General features: G+C 71.2%; 22 protein-coding genes. 10 read left to right on the plus strand and 12 right to left on the minus strand.

All coding sequences use genetic code 11. The features are described from left to right. The first annotated feature begins 80 nt into the window (after positions 1 to 80). The 3 genes from ACF08B_RS26130 to mshC all read left to right on the plus strand — a co-directional run bounded on the left by ACF08B_RS26130 (position 81) and on the right by mshC (position 2,800). On the plus strand, positions 81 to 671 hold the full coding sequence (locus ACF08B_RS26130) for a DUF3090 domain-containing protein (RefSeq protein WP_073899746.1): 591 nt from the start codon (positions 81 to 83) through the stop codon (positions 669 to 671). Beyond that, entirely contained in the window at positions 635 to 1,462 is an 828-nt protein-coding gene (locus ACF08B_RS26135) for an SCO1664 family protein (protein WP_392319652.1), read from the plus strand. Before ACF08B_RS26130 ends, ACF08B_RS26135 begins: the two co-directional genes overlap by 37 nt. 108 nt (positions 1,463 to 1,570) lie before the next feature. Beyond that, positions 1,571 to 2,800, plus strand: coding sequence for a cysteine--1-D-myo-inosityl 2-amino-2-deoxy-alpha-D-glucopyranoside ligase (gene mshC, locus ACF08B_RS26140; RefSeq protein ID WP_392319653.1), 1,230 nt, complete (start codon positions 1,571 to 1,573; stop codon positions 2,798 to 2,800). Positions 2,801 to 2,875: 75 nt separating this feature from the next. Here mshC and ACF08B_RS26145 read toward each other — a convergent pair whose 3' ends face one another. The 9 genes from ACF08B_RS26145 to ACF08B_RS26185 all read right to left on the minus strand — a co-directional run bounded on the left by ACF08B_RS26145 (position 2,876) and on the right by ACF08B_RS26185 (position 12,042). Further along, on the minus strand, positions 2,876 to 3,883 hold the full coding sequence (locus tag ACF08B_RS26145; protein WP_392319654.1) for a PAC2 family protein: 1,008 nt from the start codon (positions 3,881 to 3,883) through the stop codon (positions 2,876 to 2,878). A gap of 230 nt (positions 3,884 to 4,113) precedes the next feature. Then, positions 4,114 to 4,566 carry a phospholipase gene (locus ACF08B_RS26150; protein WP_392319655.1) on the minus strand — a complete coding sequence of 151 codons (453 nt, stop codon included), beginning with the start codon at positions 4,564 to 4,566 and terminating at the stop codon, positions 4,114 to 4,116. Positions 4,567 to 4,711: 145 nt separating this feature from the next. Then, a complete protein-coding gene (mtnB, locus tag ACF08B_RS26155; protein WP_392319656.1) occupies positions 4,712 to 5,320 on the minus strand; it encodes a methylthioribulose 1-phosphate dehydratase in 609 nt (202 codons plus the stop codon). Continuing rightward, a complete protein-coding gene (gene mtnC, locus ACF08B_RS26160) occupies positions 5,317 to 6,036 on the minus strand; it encodes an acireductone synthase (protein ID WP_392319657.1) in 720 nt (239 codons plus the stop codon). Before mtnC ends, mtnB begins: the two co-directional genes overlap by 4 nt. After that, positions 6,033 to 6,632, minus strand: a complete 600-nt coding sequence (locus ACF08B_RS26165) for an acireductone dioxygenase (protein WP_392319658.1) — start codon at positions 6,630 to 6,632, stop codon at positions 6,033 to 6,035. The genes mtnC and ACF08B_RS26165 overlap by 4 nt, the downstream gene beginning before the upstream one ends. A gap of 229 nt (positions 6,633 to 6,861) precedes the next feature. Then, the gene (locus tag ACF08B_RS26170; protein WP_392319659.1) at positions 6,862 to 8,478 is read right to left on the minus strand and encodes an FAD-dependent oxidoreductase; all 1,617 of its coding nucleotides are present in this window, start codon (positions 8,476 to 8,478) and stop codon (positions 6,862 to 6,864) included. A gap of 47 nt (positions 8,479 to 8,525) precedes the next feature. Further along, positions 8,526 to 10,064 (minus strand): glycerol kinase GlpK, encoded by a 1,539-nt coding sequence (gene glpK / locus ACF08B_RS26175; protein WP_392319660.1) that lies wholly within the window; start codon positions 10,062 to 10,064, stop codon positions 8,526 to 8,528. A gap of 70 nt (positions 10,065 to 10,134) precedes the next feature. Further along, the gene (locus ACF08B_RS26180) at positions 10,135 to 10,929 is read right to left on the minus strand and encodes an MIP/aquaporin family protein (protein WP_093479022.1); all 795 of its coding nucleotides are present in this window, start codon (positions 10,927 to 10,929) and stop codon (positions 10,135 to 10,137) included. 348 nt (positions 10,930 to 11,277) lie between these two features. After that, positions 11,278 to 12,042: an IclR family transcriptional regulator gene (locus ACF08B_RS26185; RefSeq protein WP_392319661.1), complete on the minus strand. Its 765-nt coding sequence runs from the start codon at positions 12,040 to 12,042 to the stop codon at positions 11,278 to 11,280. A gap of 328 nt (positions 12,043 to 12,370) precedes the next feature. Here ACF08B_RS26185 and metH point away from each other — a divergent pair, with 328 nt between their 5' ends. The 4 genes from metH to ACF08B_RS26205 all read left to right on the plus strand — a co-directional run bounded on the left by metH (position 12,371) and on the right by ACF08B_RS26205 (position 20,532). Beyond that, positions 12,371 to 15,886: a methionine synthase gene (gene metH, locus ACF08B_RS26190; RefSeq protein ID WP_392319662.1), complete on the plus strand. Its 3,516-nt coding sequence runs from the start codon at positions 12,371 to 12,373 to the stop codon at positions 15,884 to 15,886. A gap of 227 nt (positions 15,887 to 16,113) precedes the next feature. Beyond that, a complete protein-coding gene (locus tag ACF08B_RS26195; protein ID WP_392319663.1) occupies positions 16,114 to 16,815 on the plus strand; it encodes an HAD family hydrolase in 702 nt (233 codons plus the stop codon). A gap of 432 nt (positions 16,816 to 17,247) precedes the next feature. Beyond that, positions 17,248 to 18,852 carry an ABC transporter substrate-binding protein gene (locus ACF08B_RS26200; RefSeq protein WP_392319664.1) on the plus strand — a complete coding sequence of 535 codons (1,605 nt, stop codon included), beginning with the start codon at positions 17,248 to 17,250 and terminating at the stop codon, positions 18,850 to 18,852. A gap of 99 nt (positions 18,853 to 18,951) precedes the next feature. Beyond that, complete coding sequence (locus ACF08B_RS26205; RefSeq protein ID WP_392319665.1) at positions 18,952 to 20,532, plus strand: ABC transporter substrate-binding protein; 1,581 nt, start codon at positions 18,952 to 18,954, stop codon at positions 20,530 to 20,532. Between the two features lie 63 nt (positions 20,533 to 20,595). Here the strand turns inward: ACF08B_RS26205 and ACF08B_RS26210 are convergent, their stop codons facing one another. Beyond that, positions 20,596 to 21,267 (minus strand): response regulator transcription factor, encoded by a 672-nt coding sequence (locus ACF08B_RS26210; protein ID WP_073899715.1) that lies wholly within the window; start codon positions 21,265 to 21,267, stop codon positions 20,596 to 20,598. 81 nt (positions 21,268 to 21,348) lie between these two features. Next, positions 21,349 to 22,317 carry a RecB family exonuclease gene (locus tag ACF08B_RS26215; protein WP_392319804.1) on the minus strand — a complete coding sequence of 323 codons (969 nt, stop codon included), beginning with the start codon at positions 22,315 to 22,317 and terminating at the stop codon, positions 21,349 to 21,351. A gap of 304 nt (positions 22,318 to 22,621) precedes the next feature. On the opposite strand from ACF08B_RS26215, the gene ACF08B_RS26220 reads away from it, so the two are divergent. From ACF08B_RS26220 to ACF08B_RS26230, 3 genes are all read left to right on the plus strand, one after another. Continuing rightward, a complete protein-coding gene (locus tag ACF08B_RS26220) occupies positions 22,622 to 24,205 on the plus strand; it encodes a site-2 protease family protein (RefSeq protein ID WP_392319666.1) in 1,584 nt (527 codons plus the stop codon). A 38-nt stretch (positions 24,206 to 24,243) separates the two neighbouring features. Next, on the plus strand, positions 24,244 to 25,146 hold the full coding sequence (locus ACF08B_RS26225) for a tRNA (adenine-N1)-methyltransferase (protein ID WP_073899711.1): 903 nt from the start codon (positions 24,244 to 24,246) through the stop codon (positions 25,144 to 25,146). 247 nt (positions 25,147 to 25,393) lie between these two features. Further along, positions 25,394 to 25,975, plus strand: a complete 582-nt coding sequence (locus tag ACF08B_RS26230) for a hypothetical protein (protein ID WP_392319667.1) — start codon at positions 25,394 to 25,396, stop codon at positions 25,973 to 25,975. A 6-nt stretch (positions 25,976 to 25,981) separates the two neighbouring features. Here the strand turns inward: ACF08B_RS26230 and ACF08B_RS26235 are convergent, their stop codons facing one another. Next, the gene (locus ACF08B_RS26235) at positions 25,982 to 26,284 is read right to left on the minus strand and encodes a ferredoxin (RefSeq protein ID WP_093479036.1); all 303 of its coding nucleotides are present in this window, start codon (positions 26,282 to 26,284) and stop codon (positions 25,982 to 25,984) included. Positions 26,285 to 26,713 lie beyond the last annotated feature (429 nt).

Consider the following 26,713-nt stretch of genomic DNA (forward strand, 5'->3'; position numbering starts at 1 on the left):
AGTAGGGTGAAGCGATCCACCGCGTCGCCCATCCGTATGGCCCGCACCACCGAAACTCTCGAATCCACTGGAGACAGGACGTGTCCCGTCAGGTGTTCCTCTACGACCAGCCGGACCGCTTCGTGGCCGGCACGGTCGGACTGCCCGGGCGCCGTACGTTCTTCCTCCAGGCCACCGCAGGCCCCCGGGTGACCAGCGTGGCCCTGGAGAAGACCCAGGTCGCCGCACTCGCCGAGCGCATGGACGAACTGCTCGACGAGGTCGTGCGCCGCAGCGGAGGCAGCGCCGCGGTCCCCGCCATGGCACCCACCGAAGTCGCCGACAGCGCCCCGCTGGAGACCCCCATCGAGGAGGAGTTCCGCGTCGGCACCATGGCCCTGGCCTGGGACGGCGAGGACCAGTGCATGATCGTCGAGGCGCAGGCCCTCGTCGAACTGGACGCGGACAACGACGAGGACCTGGCCGAGGCCGAGGAGCGGCTGCTCCAGGACGAGGAGAACGGGCCCCCGATGCTGCGGGTCCGGCTGAGCGGCGCGCAGGCCAGGGCCTTCGCCAAACGCGCCCTGGACGTCGTCAACGCCGGGCGGCCGCCGTGCCCGCTGTGCAGCCTCCCGCTCGACCCGGAAGGACACGTATGTCCGCGCCAGAACGGATACCGCCGCGGAGCGTGACGGACGACGGCACGGCCGCCGCCGACCTGCTCGCGCACGGTGAGCTGACCGTACGCGGCCGCATCCGCGAGGCGTCCAACGCGGCACTGTTCTGCACGGTCGCCCACGACGGCGTGCGGGCCTCCTGCATCTACAAGCCCGTGGCCGGGGAGCGCCCCCTGTGGGACTTCCCCGACGGCACCCTCGCAGGCCGGGAGGTGGCCGCCTACGAGGTCTCCGAGGCCACCGGCTGGGGCCTGGTACCGCCCACCGTCCTGCGCGACGGGCCGTACGGCGAGGGCATGTGCCAGCTCTGGATCGACGTCCACGCCGAGGCCGAGCTGCTCGCCCTGGTCGACGCCGAGGAACCGGAGCCGGGCTGGAAGGCGATCGGCTTCGCCGAGGTCGGCGAGGGCCGCACCGCGCTGCTCGTGCACGCCGACGACGAGCGGCTGCGCCGGCTCGCCGTCCTCGACGCGGTGATCAACAACGCCGACCGCAAGGGCGGCCATCTGCTGCCCACCGCCGACGGCCGGCTCTACGGCATCGACCACGGCGTCACCTTCAACGTCGACGACAAGCTGCGCACGCTGCTGTGGGGATGGGCCGGGGAACCGCTGACCACGGAGGCGGCCGACGTCCTGCGAGGGCTGCGGGAGACCCTGGACGGCCGGCTGGGACAGCGGCTGGCCGGACTCCTCACCGCCGCCGAGATCGACGCCACGCGCGCGCGTGTCGACGCGCTGCTCACCGCCGGCCGGCACCCCGAACCGAGCGGGGAGTGGCCGGCGATCCCCTGGCCGCCGGTGTGAGCCCGGGCGCTGCCCGCACACCGCCGCCGGGGGCGCGGGAGGGTTCGAACGGTCATCCGGCCCGATCCCGTTCGTTGCCGCAGCTCGCCGCCGGTTAGGCTCATGTACATGCATGCCTGGCCCGCTTCCGAGGTCCCCGCCCTGCCTGGTCAGGGCCGCGACCTGAGGATCCACGACACCGCGACCGGCGGCCTCGTCACCCTCGACCCCGGTCCCGTCGCCCGCATCTACGTGTGCGGCATCACGCCGTACGACGCGACCCACATGGGTCATGCGGCGACCTACAACGCGTTCGACCTCGTCCAGCGCGTGTGGCTCGACACCAAGCGGCAGGTCCACTACGTCCAGAACGTGACCGACGTCGACGACCCGCTGCTGGAACGCGCGGAGCGGGACGGCGTCGACTGGGTCGCCCTCGCCGAGAAGGAGACGGCCCTCTTCCGCGAGGACATGACCGCCCTGCGGATGCTCCCGCCCCAGCACTACATAGGCGCCGTCGAGGCGATACCCGGCATCGTCCCGCTGGTGGAGAGGCTGCGCGAACTCGGCGCCGCCTACGAGCTGGAGGGCGACGTCTACTTCTCCGTCGAGTCCGACCCGCACTTCGGCCAGGTCTCGAACCTCGACGCGGCCGCCATGCGGCTGCTGTCCGCCGAGCGCGGCGGCGACCCGGACCGCCCGGGCAAGAAGAACCCCGTCGACCCGATGCTGTGGATGGCGGCCCGCGACGGCGAGCCCAGCTGGGACGGCGGCTCGCTCGGCCGGGGCCGGCCCGGCTGGCACATCGAGTGCGTGGCCATCGCCCTCGACCACCTCGGGATGGGCTTCGACGTCCAGGGCGGCGGTTCCGACCTGGCGTTCCCGCACCACGAGATGGGCGCCTCGCACGCCCAGGTGCTCACCGGCGAGTTCCCGATGGCCAAGGCGTACGTCCACGCCGGCATGGTCGCCCTGGACGGCGAGAAGATGTCGAAGTCCAAGGGGAACCTGGTCTTCGTCTCCCGGCTGCGCCGCGACGGCGTCGACCCCGCCGCCATCCGTCTGGCGCTGCTCGCCCACCACTACCGCGCCGACTGGGAGTGGACCGACCAGGTGCTGCGGGACGCCGTCGACCGTCTCGGCCGCTGGCGCGCGGCGGTCTCCCGGCCCGACGGCCCGTCCGCCGACGCGCTCGTGGAGGAGATCCGCGAGGCCCTGGTGAACGACCTGGACGCGCCCGCGGCCCTCGCCGCGGTCGACCGCTGGGCTGCCCGCCAGGAAGACGAGGGCGGTACCGACATCGGGGCGCCGGGCCTGGTGAGCCGGGCGGTGGACGCGCTGCTGGGCGTGGCCCTGTGACCACCGGCGGCAGCGGCCGGTAGACAGCGACGAGGGGGTGGTTCCCGGCCGGGAACCACCCCCTCGTCCATGTCCTCAGTCCTCCGGGCCGTCCTCGTCCTCGCCCTTCGGACCGCTCCCGGCCGCACCGCCGGAACCGCCGGAGGCGTCCGGCTTCGGCGGGCGGGGCCTGCCGCCCGGGTTGTCCCGCAGGTACGAGCCGCCCTCGCCGCCCTCCGCCGTCGCGTGGCCGCCCGGCGGACCGGCGTCCCGGCGCCGCAGGTACCGCTCGAACTCGCGGGCGATCGCCTCGCCCGACGCCTCCGGCAGCTCGGCCGTGTCCCGGGCCTCCTCCAGCGTCTGCACGTACTCGGCGACCTCGCTGTCCTCGGCGGCCAGCTGGTCCACGCCCACCTGCCAGGCGCGCGCGTCCTCGGGCAGCTCGCCCTGCGGGATGCGCACGTCCAGCAGGTCCTCCAGGCGGTTGAGCAGTGCCAGGGTGGCCTTCGGGTTCGGCGGCTGGGAGACGTAGTGCGGGACGGCCGCCCACAGCGACACCGCCGGCACCCCGGCGTGCGCGCACGCCTCCTGGAGGACGCCGACGATGCCCGTCGGGCCTTCGTACTTGGTCTCCTCCAGGTCCATCCGGCGGGCCAGGTCCGCATCGGACGTGACCCCGCTGACCGGCACCGGACGCGTGTGCGGGGTGTCCCCGAGCAGGGCGCCCAGGACGACCACCAGTTCCACGCCCAGCTCGTGCGCGAAGCCGAGCAGCTCGTTGCAGAACGAGCGCCAGCGCATGGACGGCTCGATGCCGCGGACCAGCACCAGATCGCGCGGCTTGTCGCCGCCGACACGGACCACCGACAGCCTCGTCGTGGGCCAGGTGATCTTGCGCACACCGTCTTCCATGAACACCGTGGGGCGGTTCACCTGGAAGTCGTAGTAGTCCTCGGCGTCCAGGGCCGCGAACACCTCGCCCTTCCACTCGCGTTCCAGATGCGCGACCGCCGTGGAGGCGGCGTCGCCGGCATCGTTCCAGCCCTCGAACGCGGCCACCATGACTGGGTCGATCAGCTCGGGAACCCCCTCCAGCTCGATCACCCAGTGCCTCCTTCCGACGTGCCCTCGCTTGACCCACCAACCTTACGGCGTCCGGCGGGGGCGTCCGCAGCCCCCTTGTACGGGGCGGTGAACGGATCACTGCCCCGATCCCCACCCCGGAACACCCCCGGTCGGCGCGGAGCCCGAGCGGCTCGTCACCGGGACTCCCCGGGGGGACGCGCGAACGCGACGCCGCCCCGGTGGGTGGCGCCGCGCCGTGCCGGGTTCCGTCAGCCGAACGCCTTGACGGCCTGGTAGTACGTCCACGCCGTGCCGTTGCAGGTGGTCTTCGTGGCGCCGGAGTAGCCGTTGCACACCCGCTTCAGGTCCTCGTACAGGGCGCTGTCCAGGCGCGCCTTGTTGGCGCTGAAGGTGCCGGCCGCCTTGTAGTTGCGGTAGCCGAAGTCGTGGCGGGCGCAGGAGAGCGAGAAGGGGAAGCCGAAGGGGTTGTCCGGGGAGGAGCTGCAGTAGTCGGTGGACCAGTCGAACTGGTAGGCGGCCCAGGCCGACTGGTTCGCCCGGGCCGCGGCCCAGGTGCTGTAGCTGGACGCGCTGGTCTGCGTCCAGGCGGCGAGCACCTGGGGCTTGTCGGCGGGAGCCGCGGTGGCCGAACCGGCGGTCGCGGTGACGGTGAGCAGGGCCATGGCCGAGGCGGCGAGGCCGGTGGCGAGTCTGCGGTGCATCCCACACCTCCATGAGACCTGCGATCCGGCCATCGGACCGCAGGTGCATGACAATGAAGGCGGGGGCTGTAGCTCCCCTTTAACGGGCTGAGGCCGCTCTCGACACGGCGAAACGGGGGACGGCGGCCGCCGCCCCCCGCACGCCTCACCGTCCGGTCAGCTCCAACTCCAGCAGCCACTCCACCACTTCGGTGTGGTGCCGGGCCTGCCGCGGATCCACACCCCACACGTACAGCCCGTGCCCGGCGACCACCACCGCGGGCATCCGGGGGTCCCGGGCCGCCTCCAGCCGGTCGCCCAGCTCTCCCATGTCCTGGCTGTTGGCGATGACCGGCAGCGTCACCTCGACCCCGTGCGCGGGCTGCCCGACCCCCTTGAGCATCTCCAGGTCCCGCAGGACGATCCCGCCGGGCCTCCGGCGGCCCATCGCCACCGACGCCACCGTATGAACGTGCACCACCGCACCCGCGCCGGTCGACGCGGCCACCCGCGCGTGCAGCGCGGCCTCCGCCGACGGCCGGCCCCCCTGCACGGCCGCGCCCCGCTCGTCCACCAGCACCACGTCGGCGGACGTCAGCTCCCCCTTGTCGCGGCCGCTCGCGGTCACCGCGAGCCGCAGCGGATCACGGGACAGCACCACGGACAGGTTCCCCGACGTCCCCCGCATCCAGCCGAACGAGGCGAAACGGGCGGACTCGGCGGCCAGCACCGCCCCCGCCCGAGCCAGGTCCCGCGCACCGCCGCCCGCGCTCACCCGCCGCTCCGCACCACGGTGATCCCGTCGAACGTCCCCGCCTCCGCGTGGTCGCCGACCCCCCGCGCGAAGTACGGCTCCCCGGGCCGCCGCACCCCCACGGTCCACCACCCCGCCGCCCGCGCCGCGTCCAGCTCGCCCGCACGGTCCGAGAGGAACAGCAGCCGGCCCGGCGCGACACCCGTCGCCGACGCGATACGGCGGTACGACCCCGGCTCCTGCTTCGGTCCCGCGTTCTCGGTGTCGTACAGACCGGAGAGCAGCGGCAGCAGATCACCGCCCGGCGCCGAGGAGAACCAGGCCCGCTGCGCCACCACCGACCCGGACGAGTAGACGTACAGCCGGATTCCCGCCGCGTGCCAGTCGCGCAGCGCCGGGACCACGTCGTCGTAGAAGTGCGGGACCAGGTCGCCCCGGGCGAACCCCTCGCGCCAGACGAGCCCCTGAAGGGTCTTCAGGGCGGTCTCCTTGCGGTCCTCGTCCAGCCAGGCGTTCAGCGTCTTCTCCACCCGGACCGCGTCGGCGTCCGGTTCCCCCGTCACCTCCCGCACCCGCGCCACCGCCCGCGCCACCTCGGGCTCCCCGGCCCGCTCGGTGAGCAGCGCGGCGAACCGGGCGCGCGAGTACGGGTACAGCACGTCCACGACGAACCGCGTGGCGCTCGTCGTGCCCTCGACGTCGAGCACCACGGCGTCCGCCCCCAGGCGCAGGCTCACCCGGCGGCCCCGTCCCGCTCGTACCCGGCGGTCAGCGTGTCGTGGTCCGGGAACAGGGAGGCGATGGCGGAGCCGGTGAAGTTGCCGATCCAGCCGTCCTCCTGGTGGAAGAAACGGATCGCGGTGAACGACGGCCGTGTGCCCATGTCGAACCAGTGCGTGGTCCCGAGCGGCACGCCCAGCAGATCGCCCCGCTCGCACAGGACCGCGTGCACCTCGCCGTCCACGTGCAGGTAGAAGACGCCCGAGCCGGAGACGAAGAAGCGGACCTCGTCATCGTCGTCGTGCGTGTGCTCCTGGAGGAACTTCTCGCGGGCGGCCTTCGCCCGCACCGGGTACTCCGGGTCGTCGCCGGGGTGCAGGCCGAGCACGTCGACGGTGGTGAAACCCTCCTCCGCGCTCAGCCGGTCGATCTCCGGCCCGTACGCGGCGAACACCGCCTCGCCGCCGGCGTCGGCGGGCACGTCCGCGCGGACCGGCCACTGCTCGTAGCGCACCCCGAGGGGCTTCAGGGCGGCCGCGATCTCGGCGGGGTCCGAGGTGCGGCGGACCACGGTTTCGGGGCCGGACTCGGGCCAGGTCGTCAACAGGGTCATGGCGGCAACTCCCGCAGCGCTCGGAGGACTTCCGGACACCGAGACAAGCACCCGGGGAGCGGCGAGGGGAAGAGGGCGTGGTCCCGGCGGGCCGGCGCCGGACACACGGAAGGGGCGGCTCCGTCGTCGGGAGCCGCCCCCTCGCGCCGTTCCGGACCCGGTACGGGGTCCGGCACGCGATGCCGGCCGGTCCAGGTCAGGGGAGGAGTGGACCGGCCGGCACCGACACCTACTTCTTGTCGAGCAGGCCCTGCACCTTGTCACGGACCTCGTCCGTGGCCAGGCCGCGGATCGTCAGGGTCGTACGGCGGCGCAGGACGTCGTCCGCCGTCTCGGCCCACTCGTGGTCGCGGGCCCACACGACCTGCGCCCAGATCTCCGGAGCCTCCGGGTGGACGCGCTCGGCCAGCTCCGGCTGCTCGTTGGCCAGCCGGGCGATGTCGAAGGCCAGGGAACCGTAGTGGGTGGCCAGGTGCTTGGCCGTGTCGGCGGCCATCCGCGGACCCGGCGCCGGGTGGTCCACCAGCAGACGGTGGGCGACCGCGCGCGGGTTGGCGACACCCGGCAGCGGCAGCTTCTTCGGCAGCGAGGAGATCGGCTCGAAGTCGTCGCCGAGCGGGTGGCCCGGCAGCTCCTCCAGCTTCTGCATCACCGTGCGGCCGATGTGCCGGAAGGTGGTCCACTTGCCGCCCGCGACGGACAGCATGCCGCTCCTGCCCTCGGTGACGACCGTCTCGCGCTTGGCCTTGGCCGTGTCGCCGGGGCCGCCCGGCAGCACGCGCAGACCGGCGAAGGCGTAGGTGATCAGGTCACGCTGGAGCTGCTGGTCCCGGACGGAGAACGCGGCCTCGTCCAGGATCTGGGCTATGTCCTTCTCGGTGACGGACACGTCCGCCGGGTCGCCCTCGAACTCCTCGTCGGTCGTGCCGAGCAGCAGCATGTCCTCCCACGGGAGGGCGAAGGTGATGCGGTACTTGTCGATCGGGGTGGCCAGCGCCGCCTTCCACGGGGAGGTGCGCTTGAGGACCAGGTGCGCGCCCTTGGACAGGCGGATGGACGGCGCCGCGTTCGGGTCCTCCATCCGGCGCAGGTGGTCGACCCACGGGCCGGTGGCGTTCAGCACCAGACGGGCGTTGACACCGAACTCGTCGCCGGACGTCCGGTCCTTGAGGTCGGCACCGGTGACCCGGCCCTTGGTGAAACGCAGCCCGGTGACCTCGGCGTGGTTGAGGACGACCGCGCCCGCCTCGACGGCCGCGCGGACCGTCATCAGCGCCATGCGCGCGTCGTTCATCTGGTCGTCGCCGTACACGGCCACGGCCTTGAGGTTCTCGGTGCGCAGCTCGGGCACGTCCTGCGCCGCCTTGGCGGGGGAGAGCAGGTGGCCCACGCCGTCACCGAAGGCGGAGAGCGCGGAGTAGGCGAAGACGCCCGCGCCGAGCTTCGCCGCGCCGTGCGGACCCCCCTTGTACACGGGGAGGTAGAAGGTGAGCGGGTTCGCCAGGTGGGGGGCCACCTGACGGGAGACCGCACGGCGCTCGAAGTGGTTCTCCGCCACCAGCTTCACCGCGCCGGTCTGCAGGTAGCGCAGACCGCCGTGGAGCAGCTTGGAGGAGGCGGAGGAGGTGGCACCGGCGAAGTCGCCGGCGTCGACCAGCGCCACCCTGAGCCCGGACTGCGCGGCGTGCCAGGCGGTGGAGATGCCCAGGATGCCGCCGCCGATCACAAGAAGGTCGTACGACGCCTTGGAGAGCTGCTCCCTGGTCTCGGCCCGGCTCGGGTTCGAGCCGGACGCGGGGTGCGTCCCCAGGGCAGGCACGGACTTCAGGGTGGACTGACTGGTCATGTCGGGTACTTACTCCTCGTCAGAGCTTTCTGAGCGGTTCGGGCCGCTCAGTCCTCGTCCTCGATCCAGCCCATGGTCCGGTCGACGGCCTTGAGCCAGTTCTTGTACTCACGGTCGCGGATGTCCGCGTCCATCTGGGGGGTCCATTCGGCGGCCCGGCGCCAGTTGGCGCGCAGTTCGTCGGTGCTGGACCAGAAGCCGACGGCCAGGCCGGCGGCGTAGGCGGCGCCGAGGCAGGTGGTCTCGGCGACCATCGGGCGCACCACGGGTGCGTCCAGGACGTCGGCGAGGGTCTGCATCAGCAGGTTGTTGGAGGTCATGCCGCCGTCGACCTTCAGGGCCACCAGCTCGTCGCCGGAGTCCTTCACCATGGCGTCCGCGATCTCCCGCGTCTGCCAGGCGGTGGCCTCCAGCACGGCACGCGCGAGGTGTGCCTTGGTCACGTACCGGGTCAGACCGGCGATCACACCGCGGGCGTCGGAGCGCCAGTGCGGGGCGAACAGACCGGAGAAGGCCGGCACGAAGTAGGCGCCGCCGTTGTCCTCGACCGAGAGCGCGAGCGTCTCGATCTCGGCGGCGGTGGAGATCAGGCCCATCTGGTCGCGCATCCACTGCACCAGGGAGCCCGTGACGGCGATCGAGCCCTCCAGGGCGTACACCGTCGGCTGGTCGCCGATCTTGTAACCGACCGTGGTCAGCAGACCGGCGTAGGAGTTGATGATCTTGTCACCGGTGTTCATCACCATGAAGGTGCCGGTGCCGTAGGTCGACTTGGTCTCGCCCTCGGAGTAGCAGCACTGGCCGAACAGGGCCGCCTGCTGGTCGCCGAGCGCGGAGGCGACCGGGATGCCGCCGAGCAGGTCGCCGAGCTTGCCGCCGGCGACCTCGCCGTAGACCTCGGCCGAGGAGCGGATCTCGGGCAGGATCTGCAGCGGCACGCCGATGGACTCGGCGATCTTCGGGTCCCACTGCATGGTGTGCAGGTTCATCAGCAGGGTGCGCGAGGCGTTGGTGACGTCGGTGACGTGCCGGCCGCCGTCGACACCGCCGGTCAGGTTCCAGATGACCCAGCTGTCCATGGTGCCGAAGAGGATGTCGCCCGCCTCGGCGCGCTCCTGGAGGCCGTCGACGTGGTCGAGCAGCCAGCGGGCCTTCGGCCCGGAGAAGTACGAGGCCAGCGGCAGGCCGGTCTCGCGGCGGAAGCGGTCCTGGCCGACGTTGCGGCCCAGCTCCCGGCAGAGGCCGTCGGTGCGGGTGTCCTGCCAGACGATGGCGTTGTGGACGGGCTCACCGGTGTTCTTGTCCCACAGCACGGTGGTCTCGCGCTGGTTGGTGATGCCGATGGCCTTGATGTCGTCGCGGGTGATGCCGGCCTTCTGGATGGCCCCGGCGACGACCTCCTGGACGTTGGTCCAGATCTCGTTGGCGTTGTGCTCGACCCATCCCGGCTTCGGGAAGATCTGCTCGTGCTCCTTCTGGTCGACGGAGACGATCCGGCCGTCCTTGTCGAAGACGATGCAGCGCGAGGAGGTCGTGCCCTGGTCGATGGCCGCGATGAACGGGCCTGCGGTGTGGGCGTCGGTCACTGTGTGCTCCTGGAAGATCCGTGGTGTTGGGGCTGTACGTACGGCGCGTGCCGGGAAGTCATGGTGCTTCTTAAGCGAATGCGACGTTGTAGATGCCTGCACCGATGGCGCCGCCGATCAGCGGGCCGACCACCGGGATCCAGGCGTAGCTCCAGTCGGAACCGCCCTTGTTGGGCAGGGGCAGCAGGGCGTGCACGATGCGCGGACCGAGGTCACGGGCCGGGTTGATCGCGTAGCCCGTCGGGCCGCCGAGGGAGAGACCGATCGAGACCACCACGAGCGCGGTGACCAGACCGCCGAGGACGCCGAGACCGTTGCCCTTGTCGTTCAGGCCCTGGGTGAGGACCGCGAGGATCAGCACGACCGTGCCGATGATCTCCGTGGCGAGGTTCTGCACCGCGTTGCGGATCTCCGGGCCGGTGGAGAAGACGCCGAGGACCGGGCCCGCGCCCTTCTCCTGGGCCTCGACGGCCTTGGCCGCGGTGGCCTGGGCGCCCGGACCGCCGACGATCTCCTTGTCGGTGAGGTGCGCGTGGAACTGGCCGTAGTAGGCGAGCCACACCAGAGTCGCGCCGATCATCGCGCCGAGCAGCTGGCCGGCGAAGTAGGTCGGAACGTTGCTCCATTCGCCGTCCTTGATCGCCAGGGCGACGGTCACGGCCGGGTTGAGATGGGCGCCGGAGAGGGGCCCGGAGATGTACACGGCCGTCAGTACGGCGAAGCCCCACCCGAAGGTGATGGCGAGCCAGCCGGCGTTACGGGCCTTGGAGGCCTTCAGCGTCACGGCGGCGCAGACGCCGCCGCCGAGCAGGATGAGTATGGCGGTACCGATGGTCTCGCCGATGAAGATGTCGGAGCTGGACACCCGCGACTCCTTTGTCCTTCGTCCAGGGGTAGCCGTACCCCGGGTCCCTCCGGGGGTCTGGCGCCCTCGGGGGTGAGAGCGATGAGCTGGCCCTTGGCGTTGTCACACTCTAACGCGTATTGCCGGTAGGTGTTCGACAATGCCGACCGATGGACGGGAGTCTTGCTTCGGCGTTACGCGTGCGTCAAGAGTTCTGTTATCGAAAACAGGATCGTTATTGATCGCTGCCGGTTATCGCTCTTCCCTGCGCTGACATACCTTCTCGCCCTATATGTCCATTTCAGAGTATGGCGAGAACCGGAACGCCGCCCGGCGTCCCGGTCACCCACTGGGAAGAGCGCTCAGCGCTCAGAAACGGCCCGCGCCCAGGTCCCTGGAGACGGCCCGGGCGCAGTCGCGCACCGCGGCGATCAGTTCGGGGCGCAACTCGCCCTCCCGGCACAGCCGCTCCACGGCACCGGTGATGCCGACCGCGCCCACGGGCATGCGCCGCCGGTTGTGGACGGGCGCCGCGACGGACGCCACCCCCTCGTAGGTCTCCTCCACGTCGGCCGCGTACCCCCGCGCGCGCGTCAGGTCGAGCAGATGCTCGAAGTCGCCCGCGTCGCACACCGTGCGATCCGTGAAGGGCTTGCGGTCGGCCTCCAGCGCCTCGCTGTGCGCCACCGGGTCGTACGCCGACAGCACCTTGCCCAGCGCCGTGGAGTGCAGGGGCTGCATCGCCCCGATCTCCAGCACCTGCCGGCTGTCGTCCGGCCGGAAGACGTGGTGCACGATCAGCACGCCCTGCTGGTGCAGGACGCCCAGGTACACGCTCTCCCCACTGGAGCGGGCCAGGTCGTCGGTCCACACCAGCGCCCGCGCCCGCAGCTCGTGCACGTCGAGATAGGTGGTGCCGAGACGCAGCAGCTCCGCGCCCAGCTGGTAGCGCCCCGAGGCGTCGTCCTGCTCCACGAACCCCTCCTGCTGGAGGGTGCGCAGGATGCCGTGGGCGGTGCCCTTGGCGAGGCCCAGCGACGAGGCGATGTCCGAAAGGCCGAGGCGCCGCTCGCCGCCCGCCAGTAGCCGCAGCATCGCGGCCGCCCGTTCGAGCGACTGGATGTTCCGTGCCATCGCCGTCCTGCCTCCGTCTCCTCCGACCGCCGACGAACGCCGTCGACGCCGTCCACTGGTGTCGACTGCTGTCGTACACCGTCGTACGTCGTGTTAACCGCCGTTCGGCAATGTCGAACACTACCGGTCGATGCCGACCTCCCGCTAATGGTCCGACGACACCTGTTACATCACAGGTGGCCCGGGCGTGGTGCCGGGGCCATCCGCGTCCGTCTCGTGGACGCCGCTGCCCATCCAAGCCCACTCCCGGTTACTCTGGCGCCGTGCGGCCTCCGCCAGCCGGGGAAACCGCATAGCCGACAGCCGTCGCAGCCCAGGGAGCCCCTTCATGGCCTCGTCGCCAACGTCCCCTTCCGCCGACAGCCGGACCCGCGTGTCCGCGCTCCGAGAAGCGCTCGCCACCCGTGTGGTCGTGGCCGACGGAGCCATGGGCACCATGCTCCAGGCCCAGGACCCCACCCTCGACGACTTCCAGCAGCTCGAGGGCTGCAACGAGATCCTCAACCTCACCCGCCCGGACATCGTCCGCTCCGTCCACGAGGCGTACTTCGCGGTGGGCGTCGACTGCGTCGAGACCAACACCTTCGGAGCGAACCACTCCGCCCTCGGCGAGTACGACATCCCCGAGCGCGTGCACGAGCTGTCCGAGTCGGGCGCCCGCGTCGCCCGCGAGGTCGCCGACGAGTTCACGGCGAAGGACGGCCGCCCCCGCTGGGTCCTCGGCTCCATCGGCCCCGGCACCAAGCTGCCCACCCTCGGCCACGCCCCGTACACCACCCTCCGCGACGCCTACCAGCGCAACGCCGAGGGCCTGGTCACCGGCGGCGCCGACGCCCTGCTCGTCGAGACCACCCAGGACCTGCTCCAGACCAAGGCCGCCGTCCTCGGCGCCCGCCGCGGCCTGGACGCCCTGGGCCTCGACGTGCCCGTGATCGTGTCCGTGACCGTCGAGACCACCGGCACCATGCTGCTCGGCTCGGAGATCGGCGCCGCACTGACCGCGCTGGAACCGCTCGGCATCGACATGATCGGCCTGAACTGCGCCACCGGCCCGGCCGAGATGAGCGAACACCTGCGCCACCTCGCCCGCAACGCCCGCATCCCCCTGTCCTGCATGCCCAACGCGGGCCTGCCGGTCCTCGGCAGGAACGGCGCCCACTACCCGCTGACCGCGCCCGAGCTGGCCGACGCGCAGGAGACGTTCGTCCGCGAGTACGGCCTCTCCCTCGTCGGCGGCTGCTGCGGCACCACCCCCGAACACCTGCGCCAGGTGGTGGAACGGGTCCGTGACATGACCCCGGCCCCGCGTGACCCGCGCCCCGAACCGGGCGCAGCCTCCCTGTACCAGTCGGTGCCGTTCCGGCAGGACACCGCGTACCTGGCCATCGGCGAGCGCACCAACGCCAACGGGTCCAAGAAGTTCCGTGAGGCCATGCTGGAGGCCCGCTGGGACGACTGCGTGGAGCTGGCGCGGGAGCAGATCCGCGAGGGCGCCCACATGCTGGACCTGTGCGTGGACTACGTCGGCCGCGACGGCGTCGCGGACATGGAGGAGCTCGCCGGGCGTTTCGCGACCGCCTCCACCCTGCCGATCGTCCTGGACTCCACCGAGGTCGACGTGCTCCGGGCGGGCCTGGAGAAGCTCGGCGGCCGCGCCGTCATCAACTCGGTGAACTACGAGGACGGTGCCGGCCCGGAGTCACGGTTCGCGAAGGTCACCAAGCTCGCCCAGGAGCATGGCGCCGCGCTGATCGCGCTGACCATCGACGAGGAGGGCCAGGCCCGCACCCCGGAGAAGAAGGTCGAGATCGCCGAACGGCTGATCGACGACCTGACGCAGAACTGGGGCATCCGCGAGGACGACATCCTCATCGACACCCTGACCTTCACCATCTGCACCGGGCAGGAGGAGTCCCGCAAGGACGGCATCGCCACCATCGAGGCCATCCGCGAGCTCAAGCGCCGCCACCCGGCCGTCCAGACCACCCTCGGCCTGTCGAACATCTCCTTCGGCCTCAACCCGGCCGCCCGCATCCTGCTCAACTCCGTCTTCCTGGACGAGTGCGTGAAGGCGGGCCTGGACTCGGCGATCGTGCACGCCTCGAAGATCCTCCCGATCGCCCGGTTCGACGACGAACAGGTCCGCACCGCCCTCGACCTGATCCACGACCGTCGCGCCGAGGGCTACGACCCGCTGCAGAAGCTGATGCAGCTGTTCGAGGGCGCCACCGCGAAGTCGCTGAAGGCCGGCAAGGCGGAGGAACTGGCGGCGCTGCCGCTGGAGGAACGCCTCAAGCGGCGGATCATCGACGGCGAGCGCAACGGCCTCGAGCCGGACCTCGACACGGCGCTCCAGGACCGGCCGGCGCTGGACATCGTCAACGAGACCCTGCTCGACGGGATGAAGGTCGTCGGCGAACTGTTCGGCTCCGGCCAGATGCAGCTGCCGTTCGTGCTCCAGTCGGCCGAGGTGATGAAGGCGGCCGTCGCCTACCTCGAACCGCACATGGAGAAGTCGGACGCCGACGGCAAGGGCACCATCGTGCTGGCCACCGTGCGCGGCGACGTGCACGACATCGGCAAGAACCTGGTCGACATCATCCTGTCGAACAACGGCTACAACGTCGTCAACCTCGGCATCAAGCAGCCGGTCTCGGCGATCCTGGAGGCGGCCGAGGAGCACCGGGCCGACGTGATCGGCATGTCCGGGCTGCTGGTGAAGTCCACGGTGATCATGAAGGAGAACCTGGAGGAGCTGAACCAGCGCGGTCTGGCCGCCGACTTCCCGGTCATCCTCGGCGGCGCCGCCCTCACCCGCGCCTACGTCGAACAGGACCTGTACGAGGTCTACGAGGGCGAGGTCCGCTACGCCCGCGACGCGTTCGAGGGCCTGCGCCTGATGGACGCTCTGATCGGCGTCAAGCGGGGCGTGCCCGGCGCCAAGCTCCCGGAACTGAAGCAGCGCCGGGTACGGGCCACGGCCCCCGTGGAGGTCGAGGAGCGCCCGCAGGAGGGCCACGTCCGCTCCGACGTCGCCACCGACAACCCCGTGCCGACCCCGCCCTTCTGGGAGACCCGCGTCATCAAGGGCATCCAGCTCAAGGAGTACGCGAGCTGGCTCGACGAGGGCGCCCTCTTCAAGGGCCAGTGGGGACTCAAGCAGGCCCGCACCGGCGAGGGACCCACGTACGAGGAACTCGCGGAGACCGAGGGCCGTCCCCGGCTGCGCGGCCTGCTCGACCGGCTCCAGACCGAGAACCTGCTCGAAGCGGCCGTCGTCCACGGCTACTTCCCCTGCGTGTCCAAGGACGACGACCTGATCATCCTGGACGACCAGGGCAACGAACGCACCCGCTTCACCTTCCCCCGCCAGCGCCGCGGCCGCCGGCTCTGCCTGGCCGACTTCTTCCGGCCCGAGGAGTCGGGGGAGACGGACGTCGTCGGACTCCAGGTCGTCACCGTCGGCAACCGGATCGGCGAGGAGACCGCCAAGCTCTTCGAGGCCAACGCCTACCGCGACTACCTCGAACTGCACGGCCTCTCGGTGCAGTTGGCCGAGGCACTCGCCGAGTACTGGCACGCCCGCGTCCGCGCCGAACTCGGCTTCGCCGGCGAGGACCCGGCCGACATCGAGGACATGTTCGCCCTGAAGTACCGGGGCGCCCGCTTCTCCCTCGGCTACGGCGCCTGCCCCAACCTGGAGGACCGCGCCAAGATCGCCGAGCTGCTGAAGCCCGAGCGGATCGGCGTCCACCTCTCGGAGGAGTTCCAGCTCCACCCCGAGCAGTCCACCGACGCCATCGTGATCCACCACCCGGAGGCGAAGTACTTCAACGCCCGCTGAGCCCTCCGGGGGTCCGGCCGTTCGTCGCCCACCCGTCGCGTTCGGCGCGTTCGGGTGGGCATGGCGAGGGGCCTCTGGCCTGCGCCGGGGGTGTTTCGGGGGATACCCGCGGGCGCGCGGGATAAACGAGGCGCTTCGCGCGCCGGAGACGTACACTGGTCGGTCCACTGCAGGCCGGTTCCCCGCACGGGAACCGGCCTGGTCGTCCCCCGAGGAGGTGCGCCAGGATGACCAGCACGGTCCCCGCGCTCGGAACCCGTACAGCCGAAGGCTCCGCCCTGCAGGCGGTCCTCCTCGACATGGACGGCACCCTGGTGGACACCGAGGGCTTCTGGTGGGACGTCGAGGTGGAGGTCTTCGCCGCCCTCGGCCACACCCTGGACGAGTCCTGGCGGCACGTCGTCGTCGGCGGCCCCATGACCCGCAGCGCCGGCTTCCTCATCGAGGCCACCGGCGCCGCCATCACCCTCGCCGAACTCGCGGTACTGCTCAACGACGGCTTCGAGGACCGCATCGGCCAGGCCCTGCCCCTGATGCCCGGCGCCGCCCGGCTGCTCGCCGAACTCCACGAGCACGCCATCCCCACCGCCCTGGTCTCCGCCTCCCACCGGCGCATCATCGACCGGGTGCTCACCGTGCTGGGCTCCCACCACTTCGACCTGTCCGTCGCCGGCGACGAGGTCTCACGCACCAAGCCCTTCCCGGACCCGTACCTGATGGCCGCCGCCCGACTGGGCGCCGACCCCTCCCGGTGCGCCGTCGTCGAGGACACCGCCACCGGCGTCGCCGCCGCCGAGGCCGCGGGCTGCCGGGTGGTCGCCGTCCCCTCCGTCGCCCCCATCACCCCGGCCGCCGGACGCACCGTGGTCCCCTCCCTCGAAGCCGTCGACCTGGCATTTCTCCGCGGCCTGATGACGGAAATGCGCTAGCCGTTCACCCAGCGTGCAAAGCCCGTCCGCCCGGTTGGACAAATACCTGGGGAAGTACACCCGAGGGGAAATGGAAGTCGGCCGAGCGGCCGGAATTCACTGACTCTCCGCACAGTTACGGGTGTGAGGTTCCCCACGCCGGACGACCTCGACAACGTTGCCCTGCTGTGCTGGTAGGCCCTGTTCGGCCCGAAACGGCGGGCCCTTGTGTCCCGATTGGTGGGAAGCTGCACTAATCCTGCCGCTGTCGGGTTTTCGGTGCGTCCGCGCCCGGTTCCCCTCCGTGATGAACGGTCAACTCACGCGGCCGCGAACCCTCCTGCGCGCGCGGACTAATCTCATCGCGAGAACATCGCCGCAACCCCCGTGATCCGCCGCACCACCCATGCATGCCGGTTACACGGACCCGAACAGCTCTGGAGAAACTCCCGCATGAACCGCAAGATTTTGGTGCTGCCGGCGGTAGCCGGCCTCCTCACCCCGGTTCTCGCCGCGTGCGGCACGTCCGACAGCGGGAGCAACAGCGGCGACGCCATCGTCGTCGGCACCACGGACCGGTTCACCGCCACCGCCGACGCCCCGGCCCCCCTCGACCCCGCCTACGCCTACGACGTCGGCACCTGGAACATCCTGCGCCAGACCGTGCAGACGCTGATGGCCCAGCCCAAGGGCGAGGGCGACCCCACCCCGGACGCCGCGGAGAGCTGCACCTTCACCGACAGCGGCAGCGAACGCTACGCCTGCAAGCTGCGTGAGGGCCTGAAGTTCGCGAGCGGCGACCCGGTGACCGCGGCCGACGTCAAGTTCTCCATCGAGCGTGCGCTGCGCATCGACGCCGACAGCGGTGTCGCCGCCCTGCTCAACACGATCGACACCATCGAGACGCAGGGCGACCGCGAGGTCGTCTTCCACCTCAAGACGGCCGACGCCACCTTCCCGTACAAGCTGTCCACCCCGGTCGCGGGCATCGTCAACCCGAAGGACTACCAGAAGGACAAGCTGCGCGACGGCTTCGACGTCGACGGCTCCGGCCCCTACACCTTCAAGGCCGACGTCAAGGGCGACACGATCGCCAGCGCCCACTTCACCAAGAACCCCTCGTACAAGGGCAGCGTGACGGTGAACAACGACGAGGTCGTGCTGCGCGCCTACGACAACGCCGACGCCATGGGCACCGCCATCGACAAGGGCGACGTCGACGTCATGACCCGCACCATGTCGCCCGCCCAGATCCAGAAGCTCGACGGCGGCACCAGCGACAGCGTCGACCTCGTCGACATGCCCGGCCTGGAAATCCGCTACCTGGCCTTCAACACCACCGCGTCCACGGTCAAGTCCAAGGCCGTCCGCCAGGCCATGGCCCAGATCATCAACCGCGGCGAACTCGTCGCCAAGGTCTACGGCACCCAGGCCGAACCGCTGTACTCGCTGGTCCCGGCCACGGTCACCGGCCACTCCAACTCGTTCTTCAACAAGTACGGCAACCCCAGCGTCGACAAGGCCAAGAACCTGCTCGGCAAGGCCGGCATCACCACCCCGGTGAAGCTGACCCTCCACTACACGACCGACCACTACGGCTCGGCCACCAAGCAGGAGTTCGAGGTCCTGCAGAAGCAGCTCAACAACAGCGGCCTGTTCGACGTCTCCATCAAGGGCCACCCCTGGGCCACCTTCCGCCCCGCCGAGCAGAAGGGCCAGTACGACGTCTACGGCATGGGCTGGTTCCCCGACTTCCCGGACGCCGACAACTTCCTCGCGCCCTTCCTCGACAAGGACAACTTCCTCGGCTCGCCGTACTCCAACAACACCATCCAGCGCAGCCTGATCCCGCAGTCCCGCCGCGAGGCCGACCGTATCGGCGCCTCCAACAGCCTGACCGAGATCCAGGACATCGTCGCCGAGGACGTCCCCGTCCTGCCGCTGTGGCAGGGCAAGCAGTACGTCGCCGCACGGAACGACATCACCGGCGTCGCCTACGCCCTCAACTCCTCCTCCACGCTCCAGCTGTGGGAGCTCGGCCGCGGTGTGAGCGGCTGACGGCTCTCTCAACCCGGGGGCCAGGCACGACGGCCCCCGGGGAACCGGCGCCAGGACGGTGGCTCCGGTGTGACGAACCGACGACAAGGCACAATTCAAGTGAACATGCGCAACCAGTGGCCAGTCCTGCCCGTCGTGGCGGGGCTGGCCTCCGGCCTGTTGACCGGCTGTGGCTCCGAGACCGGTGATTCCGGGGGCACCGGCTCCTCCGTGGTGATGGGGATGTCCGACGACGTCCTCGCCACGGACCCGGCATCCGGCTACGACCCCGGCTCCTGGATACTGTTCGACAACGTCTTCCAGTCACTCCTCAGCTTCCCCAAGGGCGGCACCGAACCCGAGCCCGAACTGGCGAAGGAATGCACCTTCACCGACACCCGGGCCATGGTCTACCGGTGCGAACTGAAGGACGGCCTGAAGTTCAGCAACGGCGACGCCCTCACCTCCGAGGACGTCAAGTTCTCCTTCGACCGCATGAGGAAGATCGACGACCCCGCGGGTCCCGCGATCATGTTCCCGATGCTCGGGAAGGTCGACACCCCGAACGCGAAGACCGTCGTCTTCCACCTGAAGGTCCCCGACGCCACCTTCCCCAGCAAGATCGCCTCCGGCGCCGGCTCCATCGTCGACCACCGCCAGTACGACGCCGACGGCCTGCGCACCGACCACAAGGCCGTCGGCTCCGGCCCCTACAAACTGGACTCCTTCGACAAGGACCAGGCCGTCTTCTCCGTCAACGGCAACTACAAGGGCACCTCCGAGATCAGCAACTCCGGAGTCACCCTCAAGTTCTTCCACGGCGACCAGCCCGGCCTCAAGCGCTCCCTCCTCGACGGCGACATCGACATCGCCTACCGCGGCCTGACCGCCACCGACGTCGCCGACCTCGACCGGCAGGACGACAGCAAGGGCGTCGACGTCATCGAGGGCAGCAGCGCCGAGGTCCAGCACCTCGTCTTCAACATGAAGGACCCGGTCGCCGGCAAGCTCGGCGTCCGCAAGGCCATGGCCCACCTCGTCGACCGAGAAGCCCTCATCAAGAACGTCTACGACGGCACCGCCACCCCGCTCTACTCGATCATCCCGGCGGGCATCGCCGGCCACAACACCGCCTTCTTCGACACCTACGGCGCCCGCCCCGACCGCGCCAAGGCCGCCGCCGCGCTGCGCGCCGACGGCATCACCGGCAAGGTCAAGCTCACCCTGTGGTCCACGCCGTCCCGCTACGGCCCCGCCACCGACGAGGAACTGAAGGCCATCGCCGGCCAGCTCAACGCCAGCGGCCTGTTCGACGCCGACGTCAAGTCCGTCGCCTTCGACCAGTACGAGAAGGACATCGCCAAGGGCCGCTACGGCGTCTACGTCAAGGGCTGGGTGCCCGACTACCCCGACGCCGACAACTTCACCGCACCCTTCTTCGGCAAGGGCAACGTGCTGGCCAACCACTACAGCAACCGCGCCATCACCGGATCCCTCATCCCCGGCACGGCCGCACAGAGCGACCGCGCCGCCACCGACAAGGACTTCGGCCGGCTCCAGGACATCGTCGCCGACGAACTGCCCATCCTGCCGGTCTGGCAGGGCAAGCAGTACGCCGTCGTCCGCGACGGCGTCTACGGCCTGGAGTACTGCCTGGACGCCTCCACGGTGTTCCGGTTCTGGGAACTCCACAAGAGCTGACCCCGGCCACGACAAGGGCGCCCCCTCCCACCCGGGAGGGGGCGCCCTTCGCCGTCGTACCGCCTACTGCGCGCCGGGCCGCACCAGCCCGCTCTCGTACGCGTACACCGCCGCCTGCACCCGGTCCCGCAGCCCCAGCTTGGTGAGCACATGCCCCACATGCGTCTTCACCGTCGTCTCACTGACGAACAGGTCCGCCGCGATCTCCGCGTTCGACAGCCCCCGCGCCACCAGCTTCAGCACCTCCACCTCACGGTCGGTGAGCGTGTGCAGGGTGTCCGGCACCGGCTCCTCACCCGACGGCAGATGCGTGGCGTACTTGTCCAGCAGCCGCCGGGTGATGCTCGGCGCCAGCATCGCCTCACCGCCCGCCACGACCCGGATCGCCTGCACCAGCTCGTTCGCCGGCGCGTCCTTCAGCAGGAAGCCGCTCGCACCCGCCCGCAGCGCCTCCACCACGTACTCGTCCAGATCGAACGTCGTCAGCACCAGCACCTTCGCCGGGCCGTCCCGCCCCGGCCCGGTGATCTGCCGGGTCGCCTCGACGCCGTCCATCCGCGGCATCCGGATGTCCATCAGCACGACATCCGGCTGCAGGGCCCGCACCTGGTCCAGGGCCTGCAGACCGTCGCCGGCCTCACCGACGACCGCGAGATCCTGCTCGGCCTCCAGGATCATGCGGAACCCGGTACGCAGCAGCGGCTGGTCGTCGACCAGTAGGACGCGGATCGCCACGTGACACTCCTTCGCTAGTCCGGCCCCATTCTGCCCTGCGCGCCCGCACCGACGGGCCGCCGGGGCACCCCCTGCACCGGCTCAGCCCGCCCCGGGACCGGGCTCCACGACCGGCAGCGGATAGGGCGGGGGAGTACCCCCGAACTCCGGGCAGTGCGCCCGGTGATCGCACCAGCCGCACAGCTTGGTCGGCCTCGGCCGCCACACCCCCGTCCGCGTGGCCTGCGAGATCGCCTCCCACAACGCGTGCAGCTTGCGCTCCACCCGCTCCAGGTCCGCGAGATCCGGGTCGTACGTCAGCACGTCCCCACTGCCCAGATAGACCAGCTGCAGCCGGCGCGGGACCACCCGCTTCAGCCGCCACACCACCAACGCGTAGAACTTCATCTGGAACAGGGCGCCCTCCGCGTACTCCGCCCGCGGCGCCTTCCCCGTCTTGTAGTCGACGATCCGTACCTCGCCCGTCGGCGCCACGTCCACCCGGTCGATGATCCCGCGCAGCCGCAGCCCCGACTCCAGCTCCGCCTCCACGAACAGCTCACGCTCGGCCGGCTCCAGCCGCGTCGGATCCTCCAGCGAGAACCAGCGCTCCACGAGCCGCTCGGCCTCCGCCAGCCAGCGGGCCAGCCGCTCGCCCTCCGGATCGTCCGCGAACAGCTCGGTCACCTCCGGCCTGCTCTCCCGCAACCGGTCCCACTGCCCCGGGATCAGCGCCTTGGCCCGCGGCACCGTCCGCTCCCCGGCCGGCGCGTCGAACAGCCGCTCCAGCACGGCGTGCACCAGCGTCCCCCGGGTCGCCGCCTCACTCGGCTTCTCCGGCAGCCGGTCGATCACCCGGAACCGGTACAGCAACGGACACTGCATGAAGTCACCGGCCCGCGACGGAGACAGCGACGAGGGCGCCACCGCGACCCGCCCGGCCTCCGGCGACCCTCCCGCGCCGGTCCCGGACTCCGTCTCACCGACCCCGGACTCCGTCTCACCGGTGCCGGCCGCCGCCGAACCGGGCACGGCCGCGTCCGGCTCCGGCCCGTCCGCGGCCCCGGCCATCGAGGGGACCGGTCCCACCTGGGCCGGCAGCGCCGCCCCGGGCACCCTCGGCCGCGACGGGGCGACCGGTTCCGTCTGATCGGCGCCGCCCGTCCGGGCCCCCGCCTCCTCGATGCTGCTGTCCATTCCACAGACCATACGGCCCGCCACCGACAGTGACCCAGCCCGCGACCGCGTCGGCCACCCCACCGCGGGGCAAACACAAGGGGTGCCGGGGCGAAACACGCCACCACGGCCGCATACCATCGACCAGAGACCCTTCCGCCCCGTCAGGCGCGGAAGACGCTTCGAACGAGGGGAAACCGTGGACGTGAGCGGCGGGAGCGGGCAGCCGCGGTCCGGCAACGACGAGCCGGCCGAGCACCCCGCAGGTCCAACGGCCCCGGCGACCGGACCCACCGATCACCCCGGCCCCGGGCCCGCACGGCCCGAGCCCCCCGCCCCCGAGCAGGACCGGCCCGAACGGTCCGAGACCCCCGCACCCGCACAGGACACCCCCCACCCGGACCACCCCACGGCCGACGACGAGCCCGCCCCGCAGCCGGACACCACCACCGGCACCCGCCCCGTGATGTCCGACGAGGACACCGGCACGACCGCCCCGGAACGGGGGACCGCCACCCCCGCCGAACCCGGCGGCACCGACAGCACCCCGCACGCCGACCACGCCGAGCACCGCACCCTCGCACACTCCGGGATCGCCAAGGGCGCACCGCCCCGGCCACGGCCCAAAGAACCCGGCGGCGGCATCCTCATGGGCCGCCCCTTCGGCGTCCCCGTCTACGTGGCCCCCAGCTGGTTCCTCGTCGCCGCCCTGATCACCTGGGTCTTCGGCGGCCAGCTCGACCGCGTCCTGCCCGAACTCGGCGCCGCCCGCTACCTCGTCTCCCTCTTCTTCGCGGTCGCCTTCTACGCCTCCGTCCTCGTCCACGAACTCGCCCACACCGTCGCCGCCATCCGCTTCAAACTCCCCGTCCGCCGCATCCAGCTCCAGTTCTTCGGCGGCGTCTCCGAGATCGAGAAGGAAGCCGAGACCCCCGGCCGCGAATTCGTCCTCGCCTTCGTCGGCCCCCTGCTCTCCCTCGTCCTCGCCGGCCTGTTCTACCTCGCCATGAAGCCGGTCGAACCCGGCACCGTCCCCGGCGTCCTGCTCGCCGGACTCATGGTCTCCAACCTCATCGTCGCGATCTTCAACCTCCTGCCCGGCCTGCCCCTCGACGGCGGCCGCATGCTCCGCGCCGTCGTCTGGAAGCTCAGCGGCAAACCCATGACCGGCACCGTCGCCGCCGCCTGGGTCGGCCGCGCCCTCGCCGTCTCCGTCCTCATCGGCCTGCCCCTGCTCAACCAGTCCGGCGCCCTCGGCGGCAGCGGCGAGGACACCGGCGGCATGGACACCGTCACCGACGCCCTGCTCGCCGCCATCCTCGCCGCCATCATCTGGACCGGCGCCGGCAACAGCCTCCGCATGGCCCGCCTGCGCGAACACCTCCCCGAACTCCGCGCCCGCACCCTCACCCGCCGCGCCGTACCGGTCGAGACCGACACCCCCCTCTCCGAAGCCCTCCGCCGCGCCAACGCCGCCGGCGCCCGCGCCCTCGTCATCGTCGACGCCGACGGCCACCCCCTCTCCCTCGTCCGCGAGGCCGCCATCGTCGGCGTACCCGAACACCGACGCCCCTGGGTCGCCGTCAGCGGCCTCGCCCAGGACCTCACCGACGGCATGCGCGTCTCCGCCGAGCTGTCCGGCGAGGAACTCCTCGACACCCTGCGCGCCACCCCCGCCACCGAGTACCTCGTCGTCGAGGAGAGCGGCGAGATCTACGGCGTCCTGTCCGCCGCCGACGTCGAACGGGCCTTCGTCAAGGCCATGGCCAGACCCACGCCGTAGTGGTCCGCGGCCCCGGCAAAGGCCGGTAGTCTGTTCACATGTCCGAACCGACCGGTGCTGCCCGCAGGCGCGGGCCCTTCAAGGTCGGGGACCAGGTACAGCTGACCGACCCCAAGGGTCGCCACTACACGTTCACGCTCGAAGCCGGGAAGAACTTCCACACCCACAAGGGCTCCTTCCCGCACGACGAACTGATCGGCGCTCCCGAGGGCAGCGTTGTCCGCACCACCGGCAACGTCGCCTACCTCGCGCTGCGCCCCCTGCTCCCCGACTACGTCCTGTCCATGCCCCGCGGGGCAGCCGTCGTCTACCCCAAGGACGCGGGGCAGATCCTCGCCTTCGCCGACATCTTCCCCGGCGCACGCGTCGTCGAGGCCGGCGTCGGCTCCGGATCGCTCAGCAGCTTCCTGCTGCGCGCCATCGGCGACCAGGGCATGCTGCACTCCTACGAGCGCCGCGAGGACTTCGCCGAGATCGCCCAGGCGAACGTGGAGCGCTACTTCGGCGGCCCGCACCCCGCCTGGCAGCTCACCGTCGGCGACCTCCAGGACAACCTGTCCGACACCGACGTCGACCGCGTCATCCTCGACATGCTCGCCCCCTGGGAATGCCTGGAGTCCGTCTCCAAGGCGCTCGTCCCCGGCGGCATCCTCTGCTGCTACGTGGCCACCACCACCCAGCTCGCCCGGACCGTCGAGTCCATCCGGGAGATCGGCTGCTTCAACGAGCCGACCGCCTGGGAGACCATGATCCGCAACTGGCACATCGAGGGCCTGGCCGTCCGCCCCGACCACCGCATGATCGGCCACACCGGCTTCCTGCTCACCGCCCGCCGCCTCGCGGACGGCGTCGAGCCCCCCATGCGCCGCCGCCGCCCCGCCAAGGGCGCCTACGGCGAGGACTACGCCGGCCCCAACGCCGACGGCGGCACCGGCCGCTGAACGGCCGCACACCCGAACAACGCCAGGGCGCCGTGCCCGAGTTCCCCCACCACAACGGGAACTCGGGCACGGCGCCTGTCTGTTGACAGGACACCAGGACTCCCACGCCCCCACGGCCCCGCCCGCCCCGGACACACCCGGGCGCGCCACCCGCGGAAATCCCGGACCCCGCCGTTCCCCCGCACTGTGACGTGTGGCACCATGCTGGCCACCCCCACCGGCACAGCCCTCACAGGAGACACTCCTAGTGCAGCAATCCGCCGTTCCGGAGCTCGCCCACACCCAGACCCGGCCCATCCACTGGGTGGCGACCGCCACCGCCGTCGCCGGCGTCGTCGCGCTCTCCTCCGTCGTCCAGCCCGGATCGGCCACCGCCGCCCAGGCCGCCCCCGGCATCCGGACCCAGTCCGCCCCCGCCGCCGCGGCCCCGCCCAGCACCACCGGCGTGGCCTTCCCGCTGCGGTGCGGACCCGTCAAGGCGGTCGTCGTCAAGAAGACCACCGGCGACCTCGACGGCGACGGCAGGCCCGAAACCGTCGCCGTCGTCCACTGCGACGCCCCCATGGGCACCCCGCCCGACGGGGTCTACGTCCTCACCCGCCCCGCCGGCGGCGCCAAGCCCCGCGTGGTCGCCACCCTCGTCGACCCCAAGGACCGCTTCACCGTCACCGACTTCGCGATACGCGAGCGGACGGTCGCCGCCACCCTCCTCGGCTACTCCTCGGACGACGTACCCAGTTGCTGCCCCGACGTGAAGACCCCGGCCACGTGGCGGTGGAACGGCAGCGCCTTCCTCCGCTCCACCCCGGCCGGGGCCCACAGCGTCTGAACCGGACTACTCCGCGTCGGGCCCGTACACCTCGACCTTGTCCGAAACCCGGCGCACATGGATGCACTCACCGGGACACTCCCTGGCCGAATCCACCACGTCCGTCAGCAGCGGCAGCGGCACCGGCGTCGTCGCACCGCCCGCCTGCAGCAGCTCGTCGTCCGCGCCCTTCACATAGGCCAGCCCGTCGATGTCCAGCTCGAACACCTCAGGGGCGTACTGGGCACAGATCCCGTCGCCGGTACACAGGTCCTGGTCGATCCAGACCTCCAGCGCCTCGCCGCCCGGGGCCTCCTGCTGCACGGTCATCTCTCCTGCCGTCGGTTCGCCGGGCGGTCCCGGCAACCCGAGGGCCAGCCGGTTCCGCTCCAGCGGCTGTTGAACACCCCCGACCCTACCTCCGCCCGGAACACGGCCGTCCTCCACCGCCCCGGGGTTTTTGGCCCCGGCCCCCGGGTACGAAGGCCCGACCGGAGACAGAGGTACCCCCGCCACGGACCCGCACACTTCAGGCCCCGCCCGCGGTGACCCCACCCGCCCGGACCGTCGCTCTGCGTGATGATCGTACGAGCGCCCTCAGGGCTGCCCGCGCCAGGGCCACCCAGCCCGACCGGACAACTCCGGCCAGTAATGAAGGAATTTGACCACCCCGTGCTTGGAACAGGCTGCTTCCCCATCACGTTGAGTGGGTATCCCCTCCGTGCGAGGGAGAGCGCACCGGGTGACCGACGACACACC

Origin of the sequence: Streptomyces sp. NPDC015139 (genome assembly GCF_043079785.1) — a bacterium.
Classification (GTDB): domain Bacteria; phylum Actinomycetota; class Actinomycetes; order Streptomycetales; family Streptomycetaceae; genus Streptomyces; species Streptomyces albidocamelliae.